Source organism: Xanthobacter aminoxidans (assembly GCF_023571765.1).
Lineage (GTDB): Bacteria > Pseudomonadota > Alphaproteobacteria > Rhizobiales > Xanthobacteraceae > Xanthobacter > Xanthobacter aminoxidans.
In genome coordinates this window covers 1-10,373 of record NZ_JAMJXC010000039.1, presented here as the reverse complement: position 1 = coordinate 10,373, position 10,373 = coordinate 1, and the positions used below count along the sequence as shown (strand labels likewise).

The following is a 10,373-nucleotide window of genomic DNA, read 5'->3' as shown; positions in this document are numbered from 1 at the left end:
GCCCGCCTCCTGCTCCTTCAGCATCCCTATGATCTGTTCCTCTGTGAACCGTGAGGCTCGCATCGTCCGTCTCCATGATCGACGGACTCTACCTAAATCTGGACGAGGATCAGGGGCTCACGTCAGAAGGCTTGCCGGACAAGCGGAGCCTCACCGATATCACCCAGTCGATCCTCGACAAGCAGGCCCAGATCTCGAACGAGCACAAGGGTGGTGAGGAGCTGACAGCCCACCTGAAACAGTTTCTCGGCCGCACCGATCTCGTCTTCGAGAATAGCAAGGAGGGCTATGTGGTTCTTCGACGGGGCAAGCCCGCGAAGCGCCTCAGCGAAGGGGAGAAGACCGCAATCGCGTTCCTCTATTTCCTCGTCCAGCTGAAGGATCAAGACTTTGACCTGGCCGAAGGCGTCGTGGTCATCGACGACCCGATCTCCAGCCTAGATTCAGGGGCGATCTATCAGGCGTTCTCGTTCCTGAAGAACGACACTAAGGGGGCCAAACAGCTCTTTATCCTGACCCACAATCACGAGTTCCTGCGCCTCGTGATTAACTGGTTCCATCCTTTCAGGAAGCAGTGCTCCTACTCGATGGTGCTTTGCTCGGAGACAACTGGCGGCCGATCCGCGCGGCTCGCTCCCCTTGATCAGCTACTGATTGAGCACGCCACGGAGTACCACTATCTCTTCAAAGTGCTTCATACGTTCCAGGCCGATGGCACGATTATGAGCTGTTACCACATGCCCAATGTCGCCCGAAAAGTCCTCGAAGCCTTCCTCGACTTTCATGTGCCGTCGAACAAGTCGCTCTATCTCAAGCTCGACGAGACCGACTTCGACCCCCACAAAAAGACAGCGATCTACAAGTTCACCAACGACCTGTCGCATTTTACGGGCAAGGGCTTCGACCCCGCGCTAGTGACTGAAACGCAGAAGAACGTGGCCTACCTTCTGGAGATGATCAAGGACGTCGCGCCATTGCACTTTGCCGGACTGAAGTCCTTGGCCGAAATTTGACCGAATTTGGAACTCGGGATTTATTCGATATTTCCATCAAAATTCTTGGGTGTCCTGGCGATATATGTCAAAAATAATTCATTGCATCACTGTAATGAAAAATATTATCATTTTTAATTATATTGATTATATGAAAAATTTCAAAAATTGTATGAATATAAATGTTGATATCGGCGCCGAACTGATTATGTGTCGTTTTTATTATATCTTATATTTAATAAATTGTCTTTTTTGATTAAATGTCGGGCTTTAGACTCGCAATCATTGAAATTTCCACCACTGCATTTCCTGGCAAGGACGCGACGCCAATCGCGGCTCGGCTCGGCAAGGCTGCATGGATGCAGTCTTGGATATGGCGCGAGGCGATATCCGCGATTTGAGAATGACGCGTAAAGCCCGGCAGGGCGTTGACATACACCGTCAGGCTCAGGACGGACGCGATCCGCTCTCCGCTTCGAAGCTGCGCCTCTGCGGCCTGCAGGGCATTGCCTGCGGCAAGCCGCACTGCCTCTTCATAGAGCTCCGCGGGCGCATCGGCGGCGACTTGTCCCGCATGGAGAAGTACGCCATTTCGCCTCGGTGTCATGCCGGAGACGAAAACGAGGTCGTTGTGGCGCCTGGCGGGAACATAGAGCCCCTGGGGTGGGAGTGGGACAGCTTGGCGCATGGGAAGATCGCCGATTATCGGGTCAATTGGCATGGCGTCACTTGGCATAAAGGTGGGCCATGGCGACGATCCGCCTGGTGGCGGCTATGGCCGATGAGTGATTCTGGGAGAAGTTGAGACGAATGCTGTGGCCGTGCGGACCGAACTCCGTGCCCGGCGTGACGATCGCATGCGCCTGGTGGCGCAGCAGGCGCACGAAATCCGGGAGGCTCACCGCGAGGTCCGGCAAGGTGGGGAAGACATAGCTCCCGGCCTTCGGCGTGCGTGTGGGCAAGCTCCCATCGCGGAATAGCTGGAGCAGGTCGTCGCGAATGGCTTGGTGGAGGCGGATGCGGTTCGCCATCCAGCCCTCCGGCTCGCTGAACCATGTGCGCAGCACCGCCTGATTGTAGCCCGCCGCTCGCAGCGAGACGATCGCCTGGAGCTTCTCCATGCGATCGATGACGGAGGGCGCGCCGAAGGCGATGCCGAGCCGGTAACCTGAGAGCGACTCCGTCTTGGACGGCCCCATGATGGTGACCACCCGCTCCTCCGGGAGGCCGCAGGCGCGCAGGTGCGTATAGGTTTCGCCGTCATAGAGCAGGCGGGAATAGAGCTGGTCGGCGACGACCGTGACATCGAACTCCACCGCAAGATCGGCGATGGCCCGGATCTCGCGGGCGGAATAGACGACGCCCGTGGGATTGTTGGGATTGGAGAACAGGAACACCCTGGCCCCCGCTGCGAACACCTCCCGCAGGCGATCGAGGTCAATGCCCGCCTCCTCGGAGGCGCCCATATAGTTCATCGGGACGGGCACCGGCTGTCCGCGCAGAAACTGGACGATCTTGCGGTTGGCGAAATAGTCGGGCTGGACGATGGCGACCTTGTCGCCGGGTGCCACCAGCGCCCCGAGTGCCAGGAAGAGCGCGCCCTGGGTGCCCGGCGTAACGATGGTCCCCGCGTCGGGCGAGACGGGCGCGCCGGTGAAGGCGGCGAGCTTTTCCGCGAGCGCCGCGCGAATGTCCGCCGCGCCGCGATATTCCGTGTAGGCCTGCCGCCCGCCCGCTTCCACCGCCTCAGAGAACGCCTCGACCGCACCCGGCGTCGGGGTGAAGGCGTCCACGTCGCCGTGGGAGAAGTCCACCAATTGGCCGGGCATCGTCTCGCCGCGCATCAGACGCGACATGTCACCCGCACCCTGGCGGACCTCCTGGCCGGGGGCATTGTCCGTGGCGAGGGCGGCGAACGTGTCGAGGGCGGAAGGCATCGAGGTGTCCTTGATACAGAAGAGTGAGATGGCGCTGGAGCGATCTGGCGCTTACGCGGCCCAGCCCAGCGGGGCGAGATCGAGGTCGAGGGCGGCCTTGAACACGCCGGGATCCACATTGCCGCCGGAGACGATGACGAGCGCGGTTTTCCCACGCACGCGGGCGGGATCGTTCAGCACGGCGGCGAGCGCGATGATGCCCCCCGGCTCGGTCACCAGCCGCAATTCCTCATAAGCGAAGCGGATGGCCCGCAGCACATCCGCGTCCGAGGCGGTCAACGCCCCCGCGAGGCGGCTTCGGTTGATGGAGAACGGCAATTCGGCCGGCAGCGGGGCCAGCAAGGCATCGCAGAGGGAGCCGGACAGGGCGGCATTCACCTCCCGCGTGCCGCTGGCCAGTGAGCGGCGCGTGTCGTCGAAGCCCTCCGGCTCCACCGCCCAGACCTCCGACCGCGCGCCAACGGCCTCCACCGCGAGGCAGGTGCCGGCGGAGAGCCCACCGCCACCGCACGGCACCAGGATCGCATGGGGCACCTGCGCGCCGATCTGCTGAAGGCTCTCGGCCGTCACCGTCGCCTGGCCCGCGATGATGTGGCGATGGTCGCCCGGCGGAATGACCGCCACGGGGGCGCGGGCGGCAATCTCGGCGGCGATCTCCTCGCGCGATTGGCGGTTTCGGTCATAGAGCACGATCTGCGCCCCAGCCGCACGGGCCTTGGCGATCTTCACGGCGGGCGCGTCCTGCGGCATGACGATGGTGGCGGAAAGGCCCAACATGCGCGCCACCATGGCAATCGCCTGGCCATGATTGCCCGTGGAATAGGCCACGACCCCGCCGGGATAGGCCGCCCGGTCGAGCCGCGACAGGCAATTATAGGCGCCGCGGAACTTGAAGGCGCCGGTGCGCTGGAGGTTCTCGCATTTCAGAAAGACGGAGCCGCCGGTCAGCCGGTCCAGCGCGTCGGAGCGCAGCAGCGGCGTTTCCACGGCAACGTCGGCAAGCGCGCGGCGGGCGTCGAGAATGTCCTCGGCGGTCGGGATAGAAAAAGGGTTCATGTCAGTGCGCCAGGATGCGGGAGAGGAAGAGGCGGGCCCGGTCCGATCGCGGCGCCGCGAAAAAGGCCTGCGTCTCGTCGATCTCGACGATGGCGCCCTTGTCCATGAATACCACCCGGTCGGCGGCGGACTTGGCGAAGCCCATCTCGTGGGTGACTACGATCATGGTCATGCCGTCGCGGGCGAGTTCCAGCATAACCGCGAGCACTTCGCCGATCATTTCCGGATCGAGCGCGGAGGTGGGCTCGTCGAACAGCATGGCCACCGGGTCCATGGCCAGCGCCCGCACGATGGCGATGCGCTGCTGCTGGCCACCGGACAATTGCGCGGGATAGGCGGCTTCCTTATCCGCGAGGCCGACACGGGCAAGAAGCGCGCGCGCCTTGGCCGCAGCCTCCGTCCGGGGGCGCTTCAAGACATGGACCGGGGCGAGGCAGATATTCTCCAGCACGGTCAGGTGCGGATAGAGCTCGAAATGCTGGAACACCATACCCACCCGCGCCCGCAACCGGGCCGCCGCCCGCCCGCGGGAGGGCAGCGCCTCGCCCTCGATCCACACCTGGCCGCGCTCGAACTCCTCGATGCCGTTGATGCACTTGACGAGGGTGCTCTTGCCGGACCCCGATGGGCCGCAGATGACCACCACTTCGCCCCGGCGCACGGTGAGGCTGCACTCCTTCAGCACCTCCAGAGGGCCAAAGCTCTTGCTCAGCCCTTCCACCTTGATCATTTCATGCGAGGTCATCGGCACATCCATGGCTGGAGGGTGTGTGGGTCCAAGGCAAAGCATCACGCGGTCCGGGACGCGCGCTTCAGCCGCCCAGCGAGCGCATTGCCGACCTGGCAGATGGCGAGATAAACGAGCGCGGCGAACACGTACATTTCGACGGGGCTGCTCGTATTGTTCGCAACAATACTGACAGATGTCATGAAATCGTGGAGCGACACCACGTAGACGAGCGCCGTGTCCTGGAACAGGATCACGCCCTGGGTGACCATGAGCGGCGCCATGTTGCGCAGGGCCTGGGGCAAGGCGATCAGCCGCACCGTCTGCAGATAGCCGAGCCCCAAGGCCTTGGCCGCCTGCCATTGGCCCACCCGGACGCTTTGCAGGCCCGCACGCATGATCTCCGAATAATAGGCCCCCTCGAACATGACGAAGGCAATGAGCACCGAGTACAGCGCGCCGACCGAGCGCCCCAGCAAAAGGGGAACCAGGAAATAGAACCAGAAGATCACCAGGATCAGCGGAACGGCGCGGAAGCCGTTCACATAGAGCGCGGCGAAGGGCGCGAGTACCGGCACGCGGGTCAGCCGCACCAGCGCGATCACAAGCCCGAGGACGATGCCCCCCACCATGGCGATGGCAGTGAGCAAGACGCTGAGACCCAGGCCTTGCAGCAGGAAAGGCAGGGAATTGGTGATGGGCGCAAGGTCAGAAGCGGACATGGAGGCCCCCTGAAGTGGTGCCCGGCAGCGCGACGCGCCGCTCGATGGCCCGCATGATCACCGTGACCGTCATGGCGATCGCCACATAGAGGATCGTGGCCGCCGTGAAGGCCTCGAAGCCCTGATACGTGATGCTTTGGATCTGCTGCGTCTGGGTCGTCAGTTCATAGACGCCGATGGTGAGGGCCACCGACGAATTCTTGAAAATGGTCAGGATTTCGGAGGTCAAAGGCGGGATGATGATGCGCAGCGCCTGCGGCAACAGCACCAGTCGATAGGCCTGAAGCTGCGACAGCCCCGCCGCCTTCGCCGCCATGCGTTGGCCGCGCGGCACCGCATCGATGCCCGCACTCACCTGGACAGCGATGCGGGAACTGGTGAACAGGCCGAGCGCGACGATGGCGGTGACGATTTCCGGATAGGGAAGATCGCGCTTGAGCCAGTGGCCGGCGCCTGCGGGCAAGAGCTCCGGGACCACGAAGAACCACAGGAACATCTGCAGCAGCAGGGGAATATTGCGGAATACGCTGATATAGGCGCCGGTCACCGCACGAAGGACGGCATGGTCCGAGCTGCGCAGGACACCGACCGCGGTCCCCACCGAGAGCGCAATCACCAGCGCGCTCAGGGAGATCGCGAGCGTGAGGGCGAGGCCCCAGCCGAGCCACTGTAGATAGGGCTCCTGCAGGAGGACGCCCCAGTTCCAGGAATAGGTCATCGCGGCATTCTTCTGTCAGGGCGCAAGACGTTGGCTGGACGCGCTATTCCGGAACGGCGATGACGTGGAAAATGGTCTCGAGATCCGGCGAGAGCGGAACTCCCATGGGCGCGAACCATTTGGTGTAGAGCGCCTGGAGCCGCCCGTCGCGCGCCATGCGCGAAAGGGTGGCATTCACCAGGGAAAGGAAGACGGTGTTGTTCTTCTGCACCAGAAGCCCATAGTAATCATAAGACAATGGCGCACCGACCACCTTGTAGTCGGAAGGATTGGGCGCCTTGCCGCGCAGGCCGAAGAGCAGGATGTCGTCGGTGGCGAAGGCGTCCACGCGGTCGGTGGAGAGGGCGAGGAAGCCTTCCGCATTGTCCTTCACCGGCACGATGCGGATATTCAGCTTGTCCTTCTCGATGAGCGAACGGATCAGGCGCTCGGGCACCGAATTGATGGGCAGGGCAATGACCTTGCCGACCAGGTCCTTCAGTTCGCCAATGCCCGACTTGTCCTTCACCAGAAGGCGGGTGTGGGAGATGAAGAAGGGGTAGGAAAAATCCACCTGGCCTTGCCGGGCAATGGTGTTGACCGCCGACTCGCAGGAAATGTCGACGGTTCCATTAGCCACCAGAGGGATGCGGTTCTGCAGGTTGACCGGCACCATCTTGACCTGAAGATCGGGGAGGCCGAGCGCCGCCTTCACCGTATGGGCCACTTCCAGGCAGATGTCGGTGGAATAGCCCTGCGGCTTGCCTTGGGCATCGACGAAGGAAAAGGGAATGGAAGCGTCGCGATAGCCGATGGAGATGGCGCCCTTCGCGCGAATGCGATCCAGCACCCCATCGCTCGACTGGGCCTGCGCGGCGGGGAGGAAAAAGAGCGAGGCGATGACCGCGCCAATGGCGGCCGACAAGGCATGTTTCATGGTGTCCCCTCTGGTTTTTGTGTGTTGGCGCTCAACCGATGGCTTCGAGCATTTCCGCAAGGCTCGAGACGGTGAGATCCGGCCGCGCCTCCGCCGCCCCCTCGCCGGAGAGGCCGAGCAGGCGGTTGGGCCGGTTGATCCAGATGGAGGTCAGGCCGAACCGGTTGGCGGGGGTGATGTCGGCGCGCAGGCTCTGGCCCACATGAAGAATGCGCGAGGGATCGATTCCCTGTGCGGAGAGGTCCGCGAGCGCAGTTTGAAAATGCTCCGGGCTTGGCTTGTAGGCGCCCACGCGCTCTGCGGTGACCACGATATCGAAGGTAAAGTCCATCTTCGCGCAGGAGGATGCGAGGGACAGATTATCGATATTTGAAAGTGCGCCGATCTTGGCGCGGGCCTGCAGCGCCTTCAGCCCCTGCGGCACGTCGGAATACGCGGGCCAGTGATGGGGCGTGGCGGCGAAGGCTTCGCGCAGGTCAGGGTCGGCCGGCAGTTGCAGTTCGCTGGCGATGCGGTCGAAGCACCGCCGCAGAACCTCAGGATAAAGGTGTGCGGGCCGCTCCTTCTGGATGTCCGCGCGGGCGCGGTCGAACGCCATGATGAGATCCTCATCGCTGGCGACGACGCCGGATTGCTCCGCCCACCGGCCGAGAAAGGCGGCGATGGAGGGCTCCCAATCGATAAGCGTGCCATAGACGTCAAAGGTCACGGCATCAAAGTCGGCGAGGCGGATCATGGAGAGAAGCTGTCCGTCTAAATTAGCGATAATCGCTAAATACGGAAACGACTCCGCCCCGTCAAGGACCTGCGCGCCATGTCGCCCCGCAAACGGCATGGAATGGCCCTACAGGGCTTTCGTCAGGATCGAACCGGGGCTATCACTCACCAGGACACGGGTATTTTGCCTCACTGCGGACGCGAGGCACTATCGCTTGAAGGTGAAGGCGGAATGGTCGATCTGTATGAGGTGGATAAAAGCCGCGAGACGCCGACACTCGGCCGCACGGCCTCGGCCATCGTGTGCGATGAACTGCGCAACGCGATCATGCACAATCGGCTCAAAGGCGGGGAAAGGCTCCGGCAGGATGCCTTGGCCACGCAATATGGCGTCAGCCAGATGATCGTCCGCGAAGCGTTTCGCCAGCTCACGGCCGAAGGCTTCCTCAAGGCGGAGCCGCGGCGCGGGGTCAGCGTGGCGAAGCTGAGCGCCGACGAGGCCTGGGAAATCACCCAATTGCGCGCCCTGCTGGAATGCCAGGCCCTGCGATGGTCGATCCCCAACATGGTCCGGTCCGACTTTCAGCAGTGCGGGCGCACATTGGACGATCTCGACGCCGCCGGCACCGTAGACGCCAGAATCCTCCTGAACGCCCGATTTCATGAGCTTCTCTACACGCCCGCACGCAAGGAGCGCACACTTGAGCTGATCAAAAATTTGCGGCTGAATTTCGAGAGATACTTGCGCTTTACCTGGGAGGCGACCCATCACTCCGAGCAGTCACAAATCGAGCATCGCGAAATATTGCAGCGCTGCGAAATGAGGGACATTGAGCGCGCCTGCGATACGTTACGGATTCACATACTCGCGACAGGCGACTTGCTTGTTGAAAGCCTTGGAATATGAGATAAAAATTGAATCATATCGGGAATTATTTGTTCTTTCATTTTATTTTGTTATTTTTGACACTTTATTGCAATGCTTGAAGTCTGATAGAAGGCGTTATTATTAAATCTTGTTTGATTTTCTCCTAGTTCAAGCTCTATTTTCGCATTAATTGGCCAAGTCAGAACGCCTAGTTGGATTTGAAGCAATCAAGATAAGATTGTACGTGCAAAATAACTTTGTTGTTGCCGATAGGCGGTGGAGGGTCAATAGCGGCGGCTCCCGTTAAATGGTTTCTCTCGGTCTTCTTGAGATTGCGGCCCCGTTGCCGAATCGAAGTCTATTGCGGCCAAAGGCGCAACGCCAAATTTGCCGCACGATTTGCATCGTCGGCCTTCAGTGGCCTTCTGACGCGATTTCCGGCTATCGCCGACATTTCGTCTCAGCTGGCAATCTGCGACGTGCGGACATGGCGCGATTGTCCGCGGTGGCCCCGGCGAAGCCCGCCTCGCGTCGAAGCCGGCTATTGCTTTTTCGGCACCCATTTCCCGTTTCGCCGCATCAGCATCGCGCCGCAGAACTTGCCCCGAACGGGAAGCGAGCAGTACGGGCTCTTGCCGTCGGTCCCAACATAGAGGGTGACGATAAAGCCGCCGAACCGGTTCTGGCTATCGGTGGCGATCAAGGTGTCGGGCTCGACGGTCTCGTCGAAGACCCGCCGCCACTCCCGGGGACCGACCTGCTTCCAGATGATCAGCCCGCAGCCGCTGGTCGAGCAGTTCGCTCCTTTGACCATGCCGTCACAGACATGCTGAGCGGACAGGATGATGTCCGTCCCGCCGTTATGGTCCAAGTCGACGAAAGAGATGCCGGCCTCCTCCGAGGAGGCGTAGCCGGCTTCCTCGCATGCGTGCCGGATCTGCCGCACAGTATCGACGACATCGCCGGGAAGGACGGAGAAGGGCATCTGAGCCGGCTGGGCGACCGCGCCGACGGATGTGATGGCAACCGAAAGCAACGCCGCCGCAAACGCGTGTTTGTGGCGGAAGACGCCGCGGGCGCCTCTGCTGGCTGTCATGACTGTCCCCCGTTCGTTGCCGTCAGGCCGTTGCAGCGGCGGGCAACTCGATCCCCCAGCGGGAGGCGGCGAACTGGGCTTCGAGGCTGTCGGGCTTGGCGAAGACCCAGCCGTGGTTGAGCAGATTTTTGCCCGTGTACTCGTTGCCCTTCAGGCCAAGCCAAACTACTACCAGCCCCACATCGACGACGAACAGCAGCGGCACGAGACCCTCGCGCGCATCGGCGCTCATGGGGATGATGCTGATCAAAATGACGAAGACGCGCCAGGCCGCCATGAAGGCGCCGAGCCCAAAAAGCTGGCGCAGGAACAGAGGCAGGCCGAACACCCCAGAGAATAGCACCAGCACCCAGCTGAAGCCGATCTTCACAGCCTTGAGCTCACCCGTCTTCGGGTTCTTCAACGCGACCTTCATGTGATCCCCCAACGATGTGTGTGATGTGAAAAGGGATGCTCAGCGTGCGGCGCTGACGGTCGGCGCAATGACGCCGTCCTTGAGCATGAAGCCAGCGGTGCCATCGGCGAGCGTGCCCGGCACGAGTTCGGCCTCGGCCTCGCCCTGCGGCTGGATTTTTGCGATGGGCGCCGTCCAGGCCAATGTCGAGCCCGGACCGACCTTCCGGC

12 protein-coding genes are annotated in these 10,373 nt (G+C 61.9%); 2 read left to right on the top strand and 10 right to left on the bottom strand.

What is annotated here, in order from left to right:
- Positions 1–74: 74 nt before the first annotated feature.
- Positions 75–1,013, top strand: coding sequence for an AAA family ATPase (locus EJ105_RS27185; RefSeq protein ID WP_250168816.1), 939 nt, complete (start codon positions 75–77; stop codon positions 1,011–1,013).
- A gap of 235 nt (positions 1,014–1,248) precedes the next feature.
- Here EJ105_RS27185 and EJ105_RS27180 read toward each other — a convergent pair whose 3' ends face one another.
- Genes EJ105_RS27180 through EJ105_RS27145 form a run of 8 tightly spaced genes read right to left on the bottom strand, consistent with a single transcriptional unit; the run spans position 1,249 to position 7,903 of the window.
- Positions 1,249–1,680, bottom strand: a complete 432-nt coding sequence (locus EJ105_RS27180; protein ID WP_250168815.1) for a RidA family protein — start codon at positions 1,678–1,680, stop codon at positions 1,249–1,251.
- 37 nt (positions 1,681–1,717) lie between these two features.
- On the bottom strand, positions 1,718–2,929 hold the full coding sequence (locus EJ105_RS27175; protein ID WP_250168814.1) for a pyridoxal phosphate-dependent aminotransferase: 1,212 nt from the start codon (positions 2,927–2,929) through the stop codon (positions 1,718–1,720).
- 51 nt (positions 2,930–2,980) lie between these two features.
- Positions 2,981–3,985 carry a threonine ammonia-lyase gene (locus EJ105_RS27170; RefSeq protein WP_250168813.1) on the bottom strand — a complete coding sequence of 335 codons (1,005 nt, stop codon included), beginning with the start codon at positions 3,983–3,985 and terminating at the stop codon, positions 2,981–2,983.
- A 1-nt stretch (position 3,986) separates the two neighbouring features.
- Positions 3,987–4,715 carry an amino acid ABC transporter ATP-binding protein gene (locus EJ105_RS27165; RefSeq protein ID WP_250168817.1) on the bottom strand — a complete coding sequence of 243 codons (729 nt, stop codon included), beginning with the start codon at positions 4,713–4,715 and terminating at the stop codon, positions 3,987–3,989.
- A 59-nt stretch (positions 4,716–4,774) separates the two neighbouring features.
- Entirely contained in the window at positions 4,775–5,434 is a 660-nt protein-coding gene (locus EJ105_RS27160) for an amino acid ABC transporter permease (RefSeq protein ID WP_250168812.1), read from the bottom strand.
- On the bottom strand, positions 5,421–6,152 hold the full coding sequence (locus EJ105_RS27155; RefSeq protein ID WP_250168811.1) for an amino acid ABC transporter permease: 732 nt from the start codon (positions 6,150–6,152) through the stop codon (positions 5,421–5,423). The genes EJ105_RS27160 and EJ105_RS27155 overlap by 14 nt, the downstream gene beginning before the upstream one ends.
- 43 nt (positions 6,153–6,195) lie before the next feature.
- On the bottom strand, positions 6,196–7,068 hold the full coding sequence (locus EJ105_RS27150) for an amino acid ABC transporter substrate-binding protein (protein ID WP_250168810.1): 873 nt from the start codon (positions 7,066–7,068) through the stop codon (positions 6,196–6,198).
- A gap of 31 nt (positions 7,069–7,099) precedes the next feature.
- Complete coding sequence (locus EJ105_RS27145) at positions 7,100–7,903, bottom strand: HAD family hydrolase (protein WP_250168809.1); 804 nt, start codon at positions 7,901–7,903, stop codon at positions 7,100–7,102.
- A 114-nt stretch (positions 7,904–8,017) separates the two neighbouring features.
- On the opposite strand from EJ105_RS27145, the gene EJ105_RS27140 reads away from it, so the two are divergent.
- Positions 8,018–8,692, top strand: a complete 675-nt coding sequence (locus EJ105_RS27140) for a GntR family transcriptional regulator (protein WP_250168808.1) — start codon at positions 8,018–8,020, stop codon at positions 8,690–8,692.
- Between the two features lie 502 nt (positions 8,693–9,194).
- Here the strand turns inward: EJ105_RS27140 and EJ105_RS27135 are convergent.
- Both EJ105_RS27135 and EJ105_RS27130 read right to left on the bottom strand, forming a co-directional pair.
- Complete coding sequence (locus EJ105_RS27135) at positions 9,195–9,749, bottom strand: hypothetical protein (protein WP_250168807.1); 555 nt, start codon at positions 9,747–9,749, stop codon at positions 9,195–9,197.
- 22 nt (positions 9,750–9,771) lie between these two features.
- A complete protein-coding gene (locus tag EJ105_RS27130) occupies positions 9,772–10,164 on the bottom strand; it encodes a hypothetical protein (protein WP_250168806.1) in 393 nt (130 codons plus the stop codon).
- Between the last annotated feature and the right edge of the window lie 209 nt (positions 10,165–10,373).

Bases quoted from the DNA above. Each gene is read 5' to 3' on its own strand.
- EJ105_RS27185 (WP_250168816.1), top strand. From the start codon at position 75: ATGATCGACGGACTCTACCTAAATCTGGACGAGGATCAGGGGCTCACG.
- EJ105_RS27180 (WP_250168815.1), bottom strand. From the start codon at position 1,680: ATGCGCCAAGCTGTCCCACTCCCACCCCAGGGGCTCTATGTTCCCGCC.
- EJ105_RS27175 (WP_250168814.1), bottom strand. From the start codon at position 2,929: ATGCCTTCCGCCCTCGACACGTTCGCCGCCCTCGCCACGGACAATGCC.
- EJ105_RS27170 (WP_250168813.1), bottom strand. From the start codon at position 3,985: ATGAACCCTTTTTCTATCCCGACCGCCGAGGACATTCTCGACGCCCGC.
- EJ105_RS27165 (WP_250168817.1), bottom strand. From the start codon at position 4,715: ATGATCAAGGTGGAAGGGCTGAGCAAGAGCTTTGGCCCTCTGGAGGTG.
- EJ105_RS27160 (WP_250168812.1), bottom strand. From the start codon at position 5,434: ATGTCCGCTTCTGACCTTGCGCCCATCACCAATTCCCTGCCTTTCCTG.
- EJ105_RS27155 (WP_250168811.1), bottom strand. From the start codon at position 6,152: ATGACCTATTCCTGGAACTGGGGCGTCCTCCTGCAGGAGCCCTATCTA.
- EJ105_RS27150 (WP_250168810.1), bottom strand. From the start codon at position 7,068: ATGAAACATGCCTTGTCGGCCGCCATTGGCGCGGTCATCGCCTCGCTC.
- EJ105_RS27145 (WP_250168809.1), bottom strand. From the start codon at position 7,903: ATGCCGTTTGCGGGGCGACATGGCGCGCAGGTCCTTGACGGGGCGGAG.
- EJ105_RS27140 (WP_250168808.1), top strand. From the start codon at position 8,018: ATGGTCGATCTGTATGAGGTGGATAAAAGCCGCGAGACGCCGACACTC.
- EJ105_RS27135 (WP_250168807.1), bottom strand. From the start codon at position 9,749: ATGACAGCCAGCAGAGGCGCCCGCGGCGTCTTCCGCCACAAACACGCG.
- EJ105_RS27130 (WP_250168806.1), bottom strand. From the start codon at position 10,164: ATGAAGGTCGCGTTGAAGAACCCGAAGACGGGTGAGCTCAAGGCTGTG.